Below are 16490 nucleotides of genomic sequence, written 5' to 3'. Positions count from 1 at the left end.
CTACAGCGACGAGAAGAGGGACCCATCCAGACGGATCGGCCCCTCTTCTCGACTCGGACTACTTCTTCTTCTTGCTCTGAGCGCGACGCTGCTCGCGGTTGCCTGCGGCGGGAGCCGCCGCATCCGTCCGCTGCCCGAACGCGCCGCGGGCCGCCTGTTCCGGCTCGGCCTGCTCCGGCTGCGAAGTACGCGCCGCGGCGGCCTGACGCAGTCGGTCCGTGGCGGCCTGCTGCACCTGCCCCCGCTCGTTGCGGACCTCGACCTCGCCGGCGTCGTTGGCCGCGGAGTACTCGAGCCGCTGCTCGTCTCCACCCTCCGACAGCCCCTTGGCCTCGACCTCGGCGGCCTCGGAGTCGCCGGCACGGCGCACCTCGACCTCGAGGTTGTAGAGGTAGCCGACGGACTCCTCCTTGATCTGTCCCATCATCGACTGGAACATCGCGTAGCCCTCGCGCTGGTACTCGATGAGCGGATCACGCTGGGCCATCGCCCGCAGGCCGATGCCGTCCTTGAGATAGTCCATCTCGTACAGGTGGTCCCGCCAGCGGCGGTCGAGCACCTGCAGCACCACGCGCCGCTCGAGCTCACGGGTCGCCGCCTCGCCGAGCGACTGCTCGCGCGCCTCGTAGGCGATCTTGGCGTCGGAGAGCAGCTCGCGGGTGAGCCCGTCTGCCGTGATGCCGCCCTTGCGCCCCGCGGCTTCGGACACGACCTCGTCGATCGTGACGCTCACCGGGTAGAGGGTCTTGAGCTCGGTCCAGAGCGCGTCGAAGTCCCAGCTCTCGTTGTGGCCCTCACCGGTGTGGTCGCGGACGACGCCGCTGATGGCATCCTCGATGAAGTGCTGCACGCGATCCGCGATGTCGTCGCCCTGGAGGATGTGACGGCGGTCCGCGTAGATCGCCTCGCGCTGGCGGTTCAGGACGTCGTCGTACTTGAGGACGTTCTTGCGCATCTCCGCGTTGCGGGACTCGACCTGGGACTGCGCGCTGCGGATCGCTCGCGACACCAGACCGGACTCGATCGGGACATCGTCGGGGAAGTTGGTCCGCGAGAGGATCGCCTCGGCCGCGCCCGACTGGAACAGACGCATCAGATCGTCGGTGAGGCTCAGGTAGAAACGGCTCTCTCCGGGGTCGCCCTGACGACCGGAGCGACCGCGCAGCTGGTTGTCGATGCGTCGGGACTCGTGACGCTCGGTGCCGAGGACGTACAGACCTCCGGCTTCGATGACCTTCTCCGCCTCTTCGGCGACGACGCCCTTCATGGACTCGTAGGTCTCGTCCCACGCGACCTCGTACTCCTCGGGAGTCTCGACGGGGTCGAGGCCCTTGCCCTTGAGCTCCTGGACCGCGAGGAACTCCGCGTTGCCGCCGAGCATGATGTCGGTTCCGCGCCCCGCCATGTTCGTGGCGACGGTCACCGCGCCGAGGCGCCCGGCACGTGCCACGATCTCGGCCTCACGCGCGTGGTTCTTGGCGTTGAGGACCTCGTGCTTGACGCCCTTCTTCGCGAGGAGTCGCGACAGGTACTCGCTCTTCTCGACGCTGACCGTTCCGACGAGCACGGGCTGGCCCTTGGTGTGCCGCTCCGCGATGTCCTCGACGACCTGCGCGAACTTGGCCGTCTCGTTCTTGTAGACGAGGTCGGACTGGTCCTTGCGGATCATCGGCCGGTTGGTGGGGATCGGGATGACGCCGAGCTTGTAGGTGGACATGAACTCGGCCGCCTCTGTCTCGGCGGTACCCGTCATGCCGGCGAGCTTGTCGTACAGGCGGAAGTAGTTCTGCAGCGTGACGGTCGCGAGGGTCTGGTTCTCGGCCTTGACCGGCACGCCTTCCTTCGCCTCGATCGCCTGGTGGATTCCCTCGTTGTACCGGCGTCCGACCAGGATGCGTCCGGTGTGCTCGTCGACGATCATGACCTCGTCGTTCATCACGACGTAGTCGGTGTCCTTCTTGAACAGCGCCAGCGCCTTGATCGAGTTGTTCAGGAACGAGATCAGCGGGGTGTTCGCCGACTCGTAGAGATTGTCGATGCCGAGGTAGTCCTCGACCTTCTCGATCCCGGGCTCGAGCACGCCGACGGTGCGCTTCTTCTCGTCGACCTCGTAGTCCACGCCGGGCTCCAGCGTGCGAGCGATCTTCGCGAACTCGGCGAACCAGCGGTTGGCCTCACCCGACGACGGTCCCGAGATGATGAGCGGCGTACGCGCCTCGTCGATGAGGATCGAGTCGACCTCGTCGACCACGGCGAAGAAGTGCGACCGCTGCACGAGGTCGTCCTTGCGCCACGCCATGTTGTCGCGGAGGTAGTCGAAGCCGAACTCGTTGTTCGTCCCGTAGGTGATGTCCGCGGCGTACTGCTCGCGGCGCACCGCCGGAGTCTGACCGGACACGATGATGCCCGTGGTCATCCCCAGGGCTCGGTACACGCGTCCCATCAGCTCCGCCTGGTAGCTGGCGAGGAAGTCGTTGACCGTGATCACATGCACGCCCTCGCCCGCGATGGCGTTGAGGTACGCGGGGAACGTGGCGACGAGGGTCTTGCCCTCACCGGTCTTCATCTCTGCGATGTTCCCGAGGTGCAGCGCCGCACCGCCCATGATCTGGACGTCGTAGGCACGCATGCCGAGCGTGCGCTTGGCCGCCTCCCGCACCGCTGCGAAGGCCTCGGGCATGAGCTGGTCGAGCGTCTCGCCCTTGGCGTAGCGCTCGCGGAGCTCCACGGTCTCGTTGCGGAGCTCGTCGTCCGTGAGCTTCGAGATGTCCTCTTCCAGCGCGTTGACGGCCTTCACCACCTGGTTCAGACGGCGGATGACCCGCCCCTCCCCGGCGCGCAGCAGCTTCTCAAGAGGATTCGCCACAGATGTCATCTCCCTGTCGGTGGTTCCGGCACCGCCGCCGATCGGGCGCGCACCAGACATACCCTGTCATGTTATCGGCCCGTGACCTCCACGTCGCCTGCATGGCGCGCCGCCGATACTTTCCCGGTATGTATATATTTGGCCTCGACACAGGAGGTCGACATGTCGGTGCGCCAGAGCCTGCTCGCGATACTCGCGCAGGGCCCCTGCTACGGCTACCAGCTGCGGCACGAGTTCGATCGGCGCACCGGTTCGGTGTGGCCGCTCAACGTCGGTCAGATCTACAACACGCTCGAGCGGCTCGAGCGCGATGCGTTGGTCTTCCGCGGCGAGCCCGATGAGCGCGGCCACGTCTATTGGGAGATCACCGAGGCGGGGACCCGCGAGGTCGAGCGATGGCTCGCGACAGCCGTGGAGCGCAGCCAGGCGACACGGGACGAGCTCGCCATCAAGGTCGCGGTCGCGGCGACTCTTCCCGGGGCCGACGTCAGCGGGGTCCTCGCGGTCCAGCGCATCACATCGTCCCGTCATCGCGACGCGCTGCGGCGCCTCCGCGAGTCCCCCGAGGACGGGACTCCGCAGGGGCTCGCCCGCGAACTCGTCCTCGACGCGATGCTGTTCACCGCGGACGCGGAGCTGCGCTGGCTCGACCACGTCGAGCAGCGTCTCACAGACCACCCCCCGCACGCGCTGGCACTGGAGCTGAACCCCGATCGACCGAAACGTGGTCGCCCCTCCCGGGCGGTCGGCGCTGCGCTCGTCTGATTCCCGTTCGCCTGAAGCGGATGCACAGCCAGCGCTCTCGTCAGGGAAACTAGGATCAGTCCTATGGCTGGAATATGGGGCAGACGCAAGCGCGAACAGGAAGAGCTGGCCGCACAGGATGCCGACCTGGCGCGACGTGCGGAGCAGGCTCTCGTCGGCGCAGACGAGCGCATCCGCTCGACCTCCGACGAACTCGTCTTCGCGGAGGCGGAACTCGGGGAGTCGCTCACCGGCGACCTTCGTAAGGCCCTGAGCGCCGTGCGCACCCATCTGCGGGAAGCGTTCCAACTCCACCAGCTCAACCACGATGAGATCCCGGACACGCCCGAGGAGCTGCGCACCCGCAACGCGCGCATCATCCAGCTCTGCGACTGGGCACAGGATCTGCTCGACGAGAAGACCTCGGCGCTGGCCGAATCGATCGCGAAAGTGCGCCGCGCCCCGGAGATCATCGCTCAGGTGCGCGCGGACGCCGCTGCGCTGAGCGGCAGGATCCCGCACACCAATGAGTCCGTGGCTCGCCTGTCCGCACGGTACTCGGACTCGGCGATGCACCAGATCACCGCGAGCGCCGCAGAGGCGGAGCAGCTGATCGCCTTCGCCACGCACGGCGCGGATGTCTCGGAGCGCCGTCGCGAGGCGAAGCAGAACGAAGAGGCGAACCTGGCCCTGGAGACGGCGACCGAGGCGACCCGACGCGCGTCGGCGCTGCTCGACGCCGTCGAGGACTTCGAGATCGAGGCGCTGCGAGCGGAGTCCACGCTGGCCGAGGTCGTGGCGGACTCGCGCAACGACCTCATCGCGGCGCGCTCGGCACCCCAGGTCCCCGCTGTGGCGTCCGCGGTGAGCGCCCTGCAGGCGGCCCTCAGCGCGCTCTCCCCCGCAGGCACTCCGGGAGACCCGTTCGCCGAGCTGTCCCAGTTGCGCGACGCGAACACGGCGCTCGACGACGCCATCGCGACGGCACGGCACCGCGCGGAGCACCCCCTGCCGAGCATCCCCCAGGTCCAGCACGCGATCGACGACGCCGACCGCCAGCTCGGCGTGGCACGCGGCCTGATCGCCGGCCACCGCGGATGGATCGGCGCGGATGCGCGCACCCGACTCGCTGAGGCCGAGCGCCTGCGGGTGGACCTGTCCGACCTGCTTCCCGCAGAGGAGACTCGCGAGCAGGCGCTCGCGAGCGCCCGGCGTGTCGCGCACCTCGCCTCCGAGGCGCTGCAGCTCGCGCAGCGGGACATCGACTCCGCCCGGCCGCAGGATCAGGGCTGGGGCGGCGACGGCTGGGGCGGAGGCGGCGGTTGGGGCGGCGGTCGACGCGGCGGCGGTGGCGGCGACATCGCATCCGGCCTCCTCGGCGGGCTCGTCATCGGAAGCCTTCTCGACGGCATGTTCGACTGACCGACCGTCCCCGAACGTGAGAGCGGCCCGGTCCTGTGGAGGACCGGGCCGCTCTGCGTGTGCCGTCAGGACGCGAGAGCCTCGGAGGGCGGCGCCTGGGTGCTGAGGGCGATCACGCCGTAATCCCAGCCCTTGCGACGGTAGACGACGCTCGGGTGATCCGTGCGCACGTCGACGAACAGGAAGAAGTCGTGGCCGACCAGCTCCATGCGGTCGACCGCCTCCTCGACCGTCATCCACTCCGCGTCGAAGCTCTTCGTGCGGATGACGACGGGCGAGTAGACCTCGTCATCACTCTTCTGCACAGGGATGCTGCCCGTCGCGACGGCCTGCAGCACGTCGGCGGACGCCGGCTGCACGTCGATCCCCTCGAGGGCACCGCTGCCCTTCTCGAAATGCGCGCCGCGAGGGTGCTGTCGACCGTCGACGCGCTTCTCCTTGGCTCGACGCAACTGCTCCGACATCTTGTCCACAGCGAAGTCGAGCGCGACGAACTTGTCGCCGTCCGTGGCCTCCGCTCGAACGACCGGTCCCTTGCCGACCAGCGTCAGCTCGACCGTCTCGTCCGGCACTCGGCCGTTTCGATACACCCGGTGGGTGACCTTCACATCCAGTCTCTGCGCTCGCGCTGCGAGCGTCTGGACTCTGGCGATCTTCTCCTCGACAACGGTTCGGAAGCGGTCGGTGATACCCACCCCGACGCCGACGATGCTCGTTTCCATTGCTGCCTCCTTGTCCCGGTCCTCCCGGCCAAGGGCGGACCGTGGTCGCCTTGTGACCCCCAACCGTAGTCCGCATGCCGACGGAAGTCACGGGTCATTTACTCCGTGTCTCCGATGTGTTCACGGTGCGTTCGCTGTGACGTGGTGTGGCGGCGAGCGCCACCGCCGCCACGACGCGGAACCCGGCGACGTCGAGCGCCCGGGCTGCCTCATCGAGGGTGGCGCCGGTGGTGACGATGTCGTCGACGAGTATCACCGGCCTGCCCCGCCCGCGCCGCGTGGACCACATGCGACCGTGAACGTTGCGCGCACGCTGCGCGACGCCGAGCTCGCGCTGGTCGGCTCCCCCGCGCTCTGTCGAGAGCAGCCGGGTGGGCTCGGCTCCTGCATGGCGGAGGAGCAGCTCGGGTACCCGGTAGCCACGGCGACGGAATGACGATCGCGACGTGGGCACCGGCACCGCGAGCGCCTTCGTTCCCGTCCCAGCCGTGTCGCGGAGGACGGCGCCCAGCGACGCCCCCAGAGGCCGAGCGAGCAGGGTCTCCCCCTCATCCTTGAGCCTGCGGATGCAGCGCGCCGCGACCGACTCGAACGGCAGCGAGGCCCGCACCGGGAGGCCGCCCGGCGTGCGGACGTCTACCGGCCGAGGTCGAATCGCCTCGCGGCAGTCGTCGCAGAGCAGCGTCTCGGGGCTCCCGCACCCCGCGCAGTCCGCGGCGAGCAGGAACGAGAGGAGCTCAGCACCGATGGTGCGGAACGGGCGGGACGAGGGCATCCGTCGATCCTGACGGACCGAGGATCCGTCAGCGCCGGGAACGCTGCGAATCCTCCCACCCGTGTGGATGCCGAGCCGATCGTCGCATCATGGGGAGAGCGGGTCAGCGTCAGCGGCCCGCCCTCGTCGCCAGCACGATCACGCCGACGGTGGATTCGCTCCACGCCGAGCCGCTGCGTGCGAACACGGCGCCCTCGGCCCCGAGCACGCGCACCCCCGCCGCAGCGCGAGAACCAGCGATCGACACCGCCCCCGTCGGCGCGGCTTCGGAACTGCCTGATCCGCCCACGATCTGCGTCACCACGACCCGGCCCTCATCGTCGGCGAGCAGTCCCAGCCGGTCGGCACCGAGCCAGACGAGGCCAGTGACCGGGCCGTCGAGCTGGGTCAGGCGCTCGGTCTCGCCGAGTTCCATCGGAACCCCCGCGTCATCGCGGACCACCGCAGAGATCACGAGCCAGCGTTCGCCTCCGACCACGACGACGGCGGCGACGCGAGCACCGTCTGCCGAGACCCGGATCGCGGAGACCTGTGAGGCCTCCGGCCAGGCGCCGGCGACCGGATGCGCGACGACGTCGCTGCCGATCGCCTGCAGCCCCGACGGCGCGCCGCCGGGAACGGACCAGGTGAAGTCGAGCGGGTCCATCGACGGACGCACCAGCCCCGCGCGCGGATCGAGCTCGTCGAGTCGCCCGTCGCCGACGAGATACACATGCCCGTCAGCGAGCTGCACCGCCGCGTGCGAGTCGTCCACGGCCACGTCGATGGAGAGGATCTGCTGCGGGAGGGCGAGGATCTCCTCGGTCACCCCCGGGATGGGCGTGACCTCGCTGCCCACCACGGTGCCGAACTCCCCCTGTTTCAGGACGAGGCTCCCGGCATCCATCGGCTGGTCGATGAGCTCGACCACCCCGGCGTCCAGAGCGCGGCCGTCGACGCTGAACCGCACCTGGCTGATCTGCAGACCCGCTTCGACGAGGGTCGCCTGCAGCTGGGTGCGCATGCGCGCGAGCGTGGTGGGGTCGAGGCCCAGAGCGGCCCGACTGAGGGCCACGTCGGCCACCTGATCGGCGTCGATGGGCACGGCATCCCTCGCCAGCTGCACACCCGGCGGGAACGCGCTCTGCACGGCCGGATCGAGCCACGGGCTGGGTGCCCCGCCGATCAGCGACTGGGTGATCGTCGTCGCGATCGTCGCGCGCCGGGGGTACCACCGGACGTCGGGCACGAGTCGCTCCCACGTCTGGTCGTAGTACTGCAGGGCGTAGTCGTCGTACACGCGCGAGAACCGTGACTCGTCGATCACCACTCCGTCCGGCGCCTCGGAGATCCGCCATTGGCCGTCACGGAAGGTCACGACGAACGCGGAGTTGGACGCGCTGAGCTCCTCCGCGTACGCCCCGGTGCCATCCACGCTCGCCACCTGGTCGAAGCGCACCCGGACGTCCGCGGTGTCGCCGTCCTCCGCCTCGACGCCCTCACCGAGAGTCGACGAGAAGGATCGTGTGGCTGCACTCGCGTCGATCGACACCCCGGTGTTGGGCCGCCATGTGGTCGCGAGCTCGGGCGTGAGGAAGCCGCGCGCGGTGTCCCAGTTGTCCGCGGGCGTGATCGCAGCCTCCATGAACCCTTCGACGATCGCTGCCGGTCCCGCCCCGTCCACCGGGCCCGAGGCCAGCGGGAGGAAGTCCGGGTCCTGCGGAGAGGCCCCGAGTGCGAGTCCCGGCTGCACATCGCCCGTGGTCGGGAGTCCCGTGCACGCCGACAGCAGCACGACGCCGAGCGCGACGGCCAGCGCCCGAAGAGTGCGGGATCCACGCGACGTCATTCGATGCTCCCTCGGTCGAAGAGCTCGGCAGGCAGGTCGGCGAGCTGGATCGGCTGCGTCGCGTCGCCGAGCTCTGACAGCGGCTCCTGCGGCTCGGTGGAGATCGGTGACGGCCCGTCGAGCACGTCGCCTCCTCGCGGCAGCGTCAGCACGAAGTTCGATCCGACTCCCAGCTCCGACCACACGGCGAGCACGCCGCCGTGCAGCGTCGCATCGCCGAGAGCGATCGAGAGCCCGAGTCCGGTGCCACCGATCGTGCGCTGTCGCGAGGGGTCGGCCCGCCAGAAGCGATCGAACACGCGCTCGGCGTCGGCCGGATCCATTCCCAGGCCGAAGTCGCGCACTCCGGCGGCGACCGCGTGCTGATTGCTGTCCACGGTGACGACGACGGGCCGTCCCTCGCCGTGCTCGATGGCGTTGCCGATGAGGTTGCGCAGAACCCGTCTGACGCGCCGGGGGTCCATGTCCACCGGAGAGTAGCCTCCGGGCGCGACGAGTCGCAGCTCGGTGCCTCGTTCGTCGGCGAGCGGCTTCATCTGCTCGATGATGTCCTCGGCGAGGTGAGCGAGGCTCGTCGCCTCCAGCTCGAGTTGGACGGATCCCGCGTCGTAGCGGCTGATCTCCAGAAGATCGGAGAGCAATGTCTCGAAGCGCTGCACCTGGGTGTGCAGCAGCTCCGTGGTCCGTGCGGTGGTCGGATCGAACTCGGTCCGCTGGTCGTTGAGCATGTCGGCCGCGAGGCGGATCGTCGTCAAAGGTGTCCGCAGTTCGTGCGAGACGTCGGAGACGAAGCGCTGCTGCACGAGGGAGAGCTCGCCGAGCTCCTTGATCTGCGCCTCGATGCTGTCGGCCATGGCATTGAACGAGCGACCGAGAGTGGCGATCTCGTCCTCGCCGTGCACGTCGATGCGCACGCCGAGATCTCCGGCGGCGAGGCGCGCGCTCGTCTCCGCGGCCTCCACGATCGGGGTCGACACCGTGCGGAGGACGATGAACGAGATCGCGGCCACGATCGCCACGAGCCCGATACCGGCTATCCACAGTGTGCGCTGAACGAAGGTGAGCGTGTTGTCCGCGTCGGCGAGGTCATAGGCGAAGTAGATCTCGAAGGGGCCCGCCTCCGGCACCTGGAGCTGCTGTCCGACGATGATCCCGGGCACCGAGCGCCCGCCGATATCCAGAGACACGGACTGCCATGACTGCCAGTCGTCGAACTGCACGACGCGGTTGCTGAGGTTCGGGCTCACGGAGTTGAAGCTGAGGCCGGCTGTGAAGCCGTTGAGCGACACCGCGTCCAGGCCGACGTTGATCCGTCGGCCTGCGAGCCCCTCAGCGGTGGAGTTCCGGCCGAGGTCCTCCTGGACACTGTCCCACAGCTCGACGAGTGCGCCTGCATCGTCGCCGAGCGCGGTGGCGTCCAGCGTCGTCTGCGCCTGGTTCACTGCACGCGCGGCATCTTCGAGCGCCTCCTTCTTGCGCGACTCGAAGAGGTCGTTCTGGATCACCAGCGCCATCGTGACGCAGGTGATGAGGATCGCCGTGGAGGTGAGGAGGAGTGTGATCGTGAGGGTGCGGAAGCGCAGGGACCGGCGCCACAGCGCGCCGAGCACCGTCGGCCATCCTCGCCAGTCGCGAATCACAGCGACCGCCGTGGTGGTCGCTGTCGTCGCGGCCATGCTGCCTCTAGCCCGCACTCCCGGCGCGGTAGCCGACGCCGCGGACGGTCATCACGATCTTCGGGTTGTCGGGATCGAGTTCCACCTTCGCCCTCAGCCGCTGCACGTGCACGTTCACGAGGCGAGTGTCGGCCTTGTAGTGGTACCCCCACACCTGCTCGAGCAGCATCTCGCGGGAGAAGACCTGCTGGGGCTTCGATGCGAGAGCGACGAGCAGCTGGAACTCCAGCGGTGTCAGGGCGATCGGGGCCGTACCCCGGCGCACCTCGTGCGCGTCGACGTCGACCGTGAGGTCGCCGACGCGGAGCTGCTCTCCCACCGTCTGCGGCGTGGGACGCAGGCGGGTGCGGATGCGCGCCACCAGCTCCTTCGGGTTGAACGGCTTGACGATGTAGTCGTCGGCGCCGACCTCGAGTCCGCGGACCACGTCGGCCGTGTCGCTCCTCGCCGTGAGCATGATGATGGGGACCCCCGACTCCGCTCGGATGCGGGTGCAGATCTCGATCCCGTCCATGCCGGGCAGCATGAGGTCGAGCAGCACCAGGTCGGGACGCAGGGTGCGCCACTCCTCGACAGCACGCGCACCGTCTGCGCAGAACACCGGCTCGAAGCCCTCAGTGCGCAGCACGATGCCGATCATCTCGGCGAGCGCGGTGTCGTCGTCGACCACAAGAATGCGTGAGGTCATAACTGTTACCTTATGGCACTCAGTACCACCGCCCCCATGTCTGCGAATCGCCCGAGTGTTGTGACACGATGGGAGCGCACGACGGAGGGAGTGCCGGTGACCGGCCAGACGTGGACCCCCGCCCCGAAGAGGGGCATCATCCCGCTGCATCCGCTGACCTTCGGGATGCTGTTGGGGCGCTCCTTCTCGGCCCTGCGCCACAATCCGAAGGTGCTGTTCGGCTTCGGCGTCGTGATCCAGCTCGCGGTGGTCGTGCTGAGCGCGACCGTCATGGGCTTCGTCTTCGTCACCACGTTCACCCGTCTGGAGTCCCTCTCCCCGGCCTCCTCGGACTTCGAGGCCGTGTTCGCCGGCACCATCGCCATGAACATCGTCGCGGGGCTCGCGGTGGGGCTCGCCTCGATCGCCTTCACCGCCCTGATGCAGGGCGTCGTCGCAGCGGAGATCGGGTACGCGGCCGTCGGGGTCAAGGCGACGCTCGGGACGCTGTGGCGACGAATGGTCCCGTCGTTCTGGCGTCTCGCCGCTTTCGCATCGCTCTCGGTGATCTTCATCTTCGGCGTGATCGTCATCCTGTTCCTGATCATCGCCGGGTTCGTCGCCGGGGGTCTCGGGGGCTCCGCCGAGGGGATCGGCGGCATCGTGATCCTCGTCTTCCTGGTCCTGCTCGCGACGATCCCGCTGATGGTGTGGCTGACCACGAAGCTGCTCCTCGTGCCGTCGATCCTCGTGCTCGAACGCGCGAAGCTGCGAGATGCACTGGTGCGGTCGTGGCGTCTGACGCGCGGACGTTTCTGGATCGCCTGGGGCGTCACGTTCCTCATCGGCGCCATCATGGGCGTCGCGATGCAGCTGGTCAGCCTGCCGGTGACGCTGCTCAGCTCGATGCTCGGCGGCGTCATCGCTCCGACGGGATCGATGGACACGTCCGCGATCATGGGTTTCGTCTTCGCGCTGCTCGCTCCGCAGATTCTGCTTCTCGTGCTGCAGGCCATCACCCTGGTCGTGCAGAGCACGGCGGGAACCCTCGTCTACCTCGACAGCCGGATGCGCTACGAGGGCCTCGACCAGGCGCTCATCAGCCACGTCGAGCGGCGTGATCTCGGGTGGACGGACGAACAGCTCGGCGACCCGTTCACTGTCGATCCCGCGCGCGCGGTGACGAGCGCTCCGCCCCCCAAGCAGGCACCGGAGTGGACGACGATGACGGTCGGGTACGACCCCTCTCAGCCGTACGCCGGGCAGCAGTATCCCGCTGCGCAGTACCAGCCGCAGCAGTACCAGCCGCCGCAGTACCAGCCGCAGCAGTATCCGGTGCAGGCGAACCCCGTGCAGCAGTACCCGGCGCCGCCCGCCCCCATGCAGCCCGAACCGGTGCAGCCACCCCCGTTCGCGTCTGCGCCGCCGAGGCCCGCGCCTGCCCCTGCACCTGCACCTGCTCCTCCCCTCTGGACGGCCCCGGGATCCGGCGGCGAAGGGTCGGCATGATCCGTCGGTTCGACGAAGTCCTCATCCCGGACGGGGACGAGGCGCGCGAGTGGGCCGAGGTCGAGCTCTCGAACCCGCGCTATGCCGACGCGAAGCCGACGTGGTTCGATCTGCTGGCGCGCGACATCGGGCGCTTCCTCGCTGACCTTTTCAGTCCTGAGAACGGTGCGAACGTCGGACCTTCCGCCCTGATCGTGGTGTGCGTCGTCGTCTTCGCGGCGCTCGTCGCAGCGCTGATCATCTGGGGGCGCCCCCGACGGTCGCGTGCGGTGTCCGGGCGACGTACCGACCTCCTCGGCGCGACGGACGACCGCACTGCCGCCCAGCTGCGAGCGGACGCCGAACGCAGCGCTCGGGCCGGCGACTGGGACGAGGCCACCATCCTGCGCTTCCGCGCCCTCGCCCGCGGCCTTCTCGAGCGCGACCTCATCGACCCCTCCCCCGGCGCCACAGCACAGGCGATCGCGCGCGAGGTGTCGCACGTGCTGCCGACCGAGGCCTCGGCCGTCCGCAGCGCCGCCGCCTCCTTCGACGATGTGCGCTACCTGAGGCACCCCGCCACCGCTGAGCGCTACGCGGAGCTGGCCGCGACCGACGACCGTTTCGTCGCGGCTCGCCCGGAAGCGGTGACGGCATGACGGTGCTCGGCGAACGCGCATCCTCGTCCGCCACCACCGGAACCACGGGGGCCGCAACCACCGGCACCACCCGCACCACCACCACCGCAGAGCGCCTTCCGCGTGGGAGAAGACTGCGGTCGCTCGGAGGCTGGGCCGTTCTCGTGGTGCTGGTCCTCGTCGGCGTCTACATCGCGATCCAGGTCAGCGTGCAGATGCCCGCGCAACGCGGGTCCCTCGACCCCGAGAGCGTCGGCGACTCGGGTGCCGGGGCCCTCGCCGGGATCCTCGCCGACCAGGGAGTGGAGATCCAGGTGGTCCGGTCTCGCACCGAGGCGAGGGCCGCCGTCGACGAAGACAGCACGCTGGTCATGGCGAACCCGTACACCCTCACCGACGAGGGCCTCCTCGACCTCCTGGAGCCGGCGCAGCGGGTCGTGTTCCTCTCCTCCGGCACCCACCTGCTCAACGTCCTCGAGATCGGCGACAACGCGTCACCGGACTCGGCTCCGGTCACGGCCGGCTGCGAGTCCCGTGAGTTCTCCACGGTCGGCGAGATCCGACCCGACCGTCTCTTCGCTCCCGCCGACGACGTGGAGGGATGCTTCGGCTCCGACACGTCCGACGCCGCGGCCGTGCTGATCGACGAGCGCGACGGAACGACGCGCATCGTGGTCGAAGGCGCGCGGCTGCTGAGCAACGCCTACCTCGCGGAGGACGGCAATGCCGCGCTCGGGATCGCCCTGCTCGGGCAGACGGAGCGAGTGGTCTGGTACGTGCCCAGCTTCGCCGACACCGACATCGAGGCGCAGACGCCGGACACGCTCGGCTCGCTCACTCCTGGATGGGTGACGCCCGCGATCCTGCTCCTGATCCTCGCGGGGATCGCCGCCGCCGTGTGGCGAGGCCAGCGATTCGGCCCGCTCGTGGCCGAGACGCTTCCCGTGACCGTCCGCGCCTCCGAGACCATGCACGGCAGGGCCCGACTCACCGCGAAAGCCGCCGACGCGCCCCACGCCGCCGAGGCGATCCGCGACGGCAGCCGGCGCCGCCTCGCTCGTCGTCTCGGGCTCGCAGCGACGGCGAAGCCCGAAGAGGTCGCCGATGCCGCCTCCGACAGGCTGCGGGTTCCACGCGGCGCACTTCACGAGCTGCTCGGAGGCCGGCTTCCCTCGGACGACGCGTCGCTCGTCGAGCTCGCGCGTCGGCTCGACGACCTCGAGGGCGCGGTCGAGCGATCCACCGGAGAACTGGGGAAGCCGGAGTGAACCGCCCTGCCCCCGCCCCTGTCCCTGTCCACCCATCACCATCGAAGCCGAGGACACCACGTGACTGTTGAGAACTCCACCGACGCCGAGCTGCGTCAGGCCATGCACCGGGTGCGGACCGAGGTAGACAAGGCCGTCGTCGGGCAGGCGGGAACGGTGACCGGACTGCTGGTGTCGCTTCTGGCTCGAGGCCACGTCCTGCTCGAGGGCGTCCCCGGGGTCGCGAAGACGCTGGTCGTGCGCTCGTTCGCGCGGGCTCTCGGTCTCGACACGAAGCGCGTGCAGTTCACGCCCGACCTCATGCCGGGTGACGTCACCGGTTCGCTCGTCTACGACGCGCGCACGGGCGAGTTCGACTTCCGTGCGGGTCCGGTGTTCACGAACATCCTGCTCGCCGACGAGATCAACCGCACCCCTCCCAAGACGCAGGCGGCGCTGCTCGAGGCGATGGAGGAGCGTCAGGTCTCGGCCGACGGCGTCAGCCGACCGCTGCCCGATCCCTTCCTCGTCGCCGCCACCCAGAACCCGATCGAGCACGAGGGCACGTACTCGCTCCCCGAAGCCCAGCTGGACCGGTTCCTCATGAAGCTCGTCGTCGGCATGCCCGAGCGCGACGCCGAGGTGACCGTGCTGCGCAAGCATGCGTCCGGCTTCTCGCCGCGCGAGCTCACCGGCGTCGAGGCGGTGGTGAGCGCCGACGAGATCCGCGCGGCCCAAGCAGCCGCGTCGAACGTCGAGGTCACCGACGATGTGCTCGGCTACGTCGTGGACCTCGCGCGAGCCACCAGGCAGTCCCCCTCGGTGGAGCTCGGGGCGAGCCCACGCGCGTCGACCGGCCTGCTCGCCGCAGCCAAGGCGTGGGCCTGGTTGAACGCCTCCTCCGCCGTGACCCCCGACCACGTCCAGACCATGCTCGTGCCGGTCTGGCGGCACCGTCTGCAGCTGCGGCCCGACGCGCAGATGGAGGGCGTCTCGGCGGACGCCGTGCTCACGTCGGTCGTCCAGCAGACCCGGGTCCCGATCTAGGTGTTCGTCACCGGTCGCCTCGCCCTCGCCGTCGCCGTCGGCGTCGTCCCGCTCGTCCTCGCCGGACTCGCGGGCTTCCCGGCGTACGCCGTGCTCGCAATCTGGGCGGGTCTGTGCGCGGCGCTCGTGATCCTCGACGCCGTGCTGGCTCCGAGCCCCCGCGCGGTGACCGTCACCCGACGCGTCCCCGCCCGTGCACGTCTCGGAGAGACCGCGACGGTGAGCGTCGCCCTGCACAACCACGGACGCCGGACCCTCCACGCGACGATCCGTGACGCCTGGCAGCCCACGGCCGGCGCAGGCTCCGAGCGCCAGCAGCTCACCGTCCCCGCCGGCGAGCGTCGGCGCGTCTCGATGCCGCTGCTGCCGCGCCGCCGCGGCGAGCTCGTGAGCGAGTTCGTCGTCATCCGCTCGCGGGGCCCGCTCGGGGTCGCCGGCCGTCAGGCGACGCATCGGGTTCGCGGTGCGATCCGCGTGCTCCCCGCCTTCTCGTCGCGCAAGCATCTCCCCTCGAGGCTCGCCCGGCTGCGGGAGCTCGACGGCAACACGAGCATCCAGGTGCGAGGACAGGGCACCGAGTTCGATTCGCTGCGGGAGTACGTGCGCGGCGATGACGTGCGTTCGATCGACTGGCGGGCGACGGCGCGCGCCGGCACCACCATGCTGCGCACCTGGCGACCCGAGCGCGACCGTCACGTCGTGATCGTCATCGACACCGGGCGGACCGCCGCGGCCCGCGTCGGCGACGGGACGAGGGTCGACGCAGCGCTCGAGGCCTCTCTGCTGCTCGCCGCGCTCGCGGCCCGCGCCGGCGACCACGTGCACCTGCTGATGTTCGACCGCGTCGTGCGGGCCAGGGTGACGGGTGTCGAGGGAACGGCGCTGCTGCCGGCGCTGACGGATGCGATGGCTCCGGTGCATGCACGACTCGTCGACACCGACTGGGCGGGTGCCTTCGCCGCGGTGCGTACCCTGACCACCCGGCCCTCGTTGATCGTCGTGCTGACCGCTCAGGACGCCGCCGAGTCGGCGCGAGGGTTCCTCGGCGCGTTCCCCGATGCATCCAGAGCGACCTCCATCCTGGTGGGATCCGTCACGGACGACGGGATCGCCGATCTCGCCCGGCGGCGTGGTTCTCGCGAGGAGGTCTACCTCGCCGCTGCTGCGGAGCGCACGATGCGCGATGCGGAGAACGTCGCTGATGCCATCCGCCGCGCGGGCGGGGAGGCTATCGCCGCCGACCCGGAGTCCCTGCCGCCACGGATCGCGGATCGATATCTCGAGCTCAAGGCCGCCGGACGCCTCTGAAGCCGCGGTCGCACCGGGCGATCTGGCCCTCTGACCAACCGGGCAGTCGGGTGGGGTCGAGC

The 16490-nt window shown here is 69.7% G+C and carries 13 protein-coding genes; 7 read left to right on the top strand and 6 right to left on the bottom strand.

What is annotated here, in order from left to right; genetic code table 11:
- Positions 1-58: 58 nt before the first annotated feature.
- Positions 59-2866 (bottom strand): preprotein translocase subunit SecA, encoded by a 2808-nt coding sequence (secA, locus tag BN2660_RS11525; protein ID WP_091233614.1) that lies wholly within the window; start codon positions 2864-2866, stop codon positions 59-61.
- Positions 2867-3028: 162 nt separating this feature from the next.
- Between secA and BN2660_RS11520 the strand changes: the two genes are divergently transcribed.
- Together BN2660_RS11520 and BN2660_RS11515 are read left to right on the top strand one after the other, a co-directional pair.
- The gene (locus tag BN2660_RS11520; protein WP_091231911.1) at positions 3029-3631 is read left to right on the top strand and encodes a PadR family transcriptional regulator; all 603 of its coding nucleotides are present in this window, start codon (positions 3029-3031) and stop codon (positions 3629-3631) included.
- 63 nt (positions 3632-3694) lie between these two features.
- The gene (locus BN2660_RS11515; RefSeq protein ID WP_091231908.1) at positions 3695-5032 is read left to right on the top strand and encodes a coiled-coil domain-containing protein; all 1338 of its coding nucleotides are present in this window, start codon (positions 3695-3697) and stop codon (positions 5030-5032) included.
- Between the two features lie 65 nt (positions 5033-5097).
- On the opposite strand, the gene raiA is transcribed toward BN2660_RS11515, so the two are convergent.
- The 5 genes from raiA to mtrA form a co-directional block, all read right to left on the bottom strand.
- Complete coding sequence (raiA, locus tag BN2660_RS11510; protein ID WP_091231905.1) at positions 5098-5754, bottom strand: ribosome hibernation-promoting factor, HPF/YfiA family; 657 nt, start codon at positions 5752-5754, stop codon at positions 5098-5100.
- Positions 5755-5848: 94 nt separating this feature from the next.
- The gene (locus BN2660_RS11505) at positions 5849-6529 is read right to left on the bottom strand and encodes a ComF family protein (RefSeq protein WP_091231901.1); all 681 of its coding nucleotides are present in this window, start codon (positions 6527-6529) and stop codon (positions 5849-5851) included.
- A 109-nt stretch (positions 6530-6638) separates the two neighbouring features.
- Positions 6639-8357 (bottom strand): LpqB family beta-propeller domain-containing protein, encoded by a 1719-nt coding sequence (locus BN2660_RS11500; protein WP_091231898.1) that lies wholly within the window; start codon positions 8355-8357, stop codon positions 6639-6641.
- Positions 8354-10033, bottom strand: a complete 1680-nt coding sequence (mtrB, locus tag BN2660_RS11495) for an MtrAB system histidine kinase MtrB (protein WP_091231895.1) — start codon at positions 10031-10033, stop codon at positions 8354-8356. The genes BN2660_RS11500 and mtrB overlap by 4 nt, the downstream gene beginning before the upstream one ends.
- 7 nt (positions 10034-10040) lie before the next feature.
- Positions 10041-10721 carry an MtrAB system response regulator MtrA gene (gene mtrA / locus BN2660_RS11490; protein WP_091231892.1) on the bottom strand — a complete coding sequence of 227 codons (681 nt, stop codon included), beginning with the start codon at positions 10719-10721 and terminating at the stop codon, positions 10041-10043.
- Positions 10722-10817: 96 nt separating this feature from the next.
- On the opposite strand from mtrA, the gene BN2660_RS11485 reads away from it, so the two are divergent.
- The 5 genes from BN2660_RS11485 to BN2660_RS11465 all read left to right on the top strand — a co-directional run bounded on the left by BN2660_RS11485 (position 10818) and on the right by BN2660_RS11465 (position 16428).
- Positions 10818-12209 (top strand): glycerophosphoryl diester phosphodiesterase membrane domain-containing protein, encoded by a 1392-nt coding sequence (locus BN2660_RS11485; protein WP_255305136.1) that lies wholly within the window; start codon positions 10818-10820, stop codon positions 12207-12209.
- Positions 12206-12847: a DUF4129 domain-containing protein gene (locus BN2660_RS11480; protein WP_091231889.1), complete on the top strand. Its 642-nt coding sequence runs from the start codon at positions 12206-12208 to the stop codon at positions 12845-12847. Before BN2660_RS11485 ends, BN2660_RS11480 begins: the two co-directional genes overlap by 4 nt.
- Positions 12844-14094 carry a DUF4350 domain-containing protein gene (locus BN2660_RS11475; RefSeq protein ID WP_091231886.1) on the top strand — a complete coding sequence of 417 codons (1251 nt, stop codon included), beginning with the start codon at positions 12844-12846 and terminating at the stop codon, positions 14092-14094. The genes BN2660_RS11480 and BN2660_RS11475 overlap by 4 nt, the downstream gene beginning before the upstream one ends.
- Before the next feature lie 102 nt (positions 14095-14196).
- Positions 14197-15120, top strand: a complete 924-nt coding sequence (locus BN2660_RS11470; protein ID WP_255305182.1) for an AAA family ATPase — start codon at positions 14197-14199, stop codon at positions 15118-15120.
- Positions 15121-16428, top strand: coding sequence for a DUF58 domain-containing protein (locus BN2660_RS11465; protein ID WP_091231879.1), 1308 nt, complete (start codon positions 15121-15123; stop codon positions 16426-16428).
- The last annotated feature ends 62 nt before the right edge of the window (positions 16429-16490 follow it).

The sequence above is a fragment of the Microbacterium sp. 3J1 genome (assembly GCF_001049495.1).
In the GTDB taxonomy this organism is placed as follows: Bacteria; Actinomycetota; Actinomycetes; order Actinomycetales; family Microbacteriaceae; genus Microbacterium.
This window is presented reverse-complemented; position numbering and strand designations above follow the sequence as displayed.

Excerpts from the sequence above, each read along its gene's own strand:
- BN2660_RS11480 (WP_091231889.1), top strand. The coding sequence starts at position 12,206 with ATGATCCGTCGGTTCGACGAAGTCCTCATCCCGGACGGGGACGAGGCG.
- mtrA (WP_091231892.1), bottom strand. The coding sequence starts at position 10,721 with ATGACCTCACGCATTCTTGTGGTCGACGACGACACCGCGCTCGCCGAG.
- BN2660_RS11520 (WP_091231911.1), top strand. The coding sequence starts at position 3,029 with ATGTCGGTGCGCCAGAGCCTGCTCGCGATACTCGCGCAGGGCCCCTGC.
- BN2660_RS11470 (WP_255305182.1), top strand. The coding sequence starts at position 14,197 with ATGCACCGGGTGCGGACCGAGGTAGACAAGGCCGTCGTCGGGCAGGCG.
- BN2660_RS11515 (WP_091231908.1), top strand. The coding sequence starts at position 3,695 with ATGGCTGGAATATGGGGCAGACGCAAGCGCGAACAGGAAGAGCTGGCC.
- mtrB (WP_091231895.1), bottom strand. The coding sequence starts at position 10,033 with ATGGCCGCGACGACAGCGACCACCACGGCGGTCGCTGTGATTCGCGAC.
- raiA (WP_091231905.1), bottom strand. The coding sequence starts at position 5,754 with ATGGAAACGAGCATCGTCGGCGTCGGGGTGGGTATCACCGACCGCTTC.
- BN2660_RS11505 (WP_091231901.1), bottom strand. The coding sequence starts at position 6,529 with ATGCCCTCGTCCCGCCCGTTCCGCACCATCGGTGCTGAGCTCCTCTCG.
- BN2660_RS11475 (WP_091231886.1), top strand. The coding sequence starts at position 12,844 with ATGACGGTGCTCGGCGAACGCGCATCCTCGTCCGCCACCACCGGAACC.
- BN2660_RS11500 (WP_091231898.1), bottom strand. The coding sequence starts at position 8,357 with ATGACGTCGCGTGGATCCCGCACTCTTCGGGCGCTGGCCGTCGCGCTC.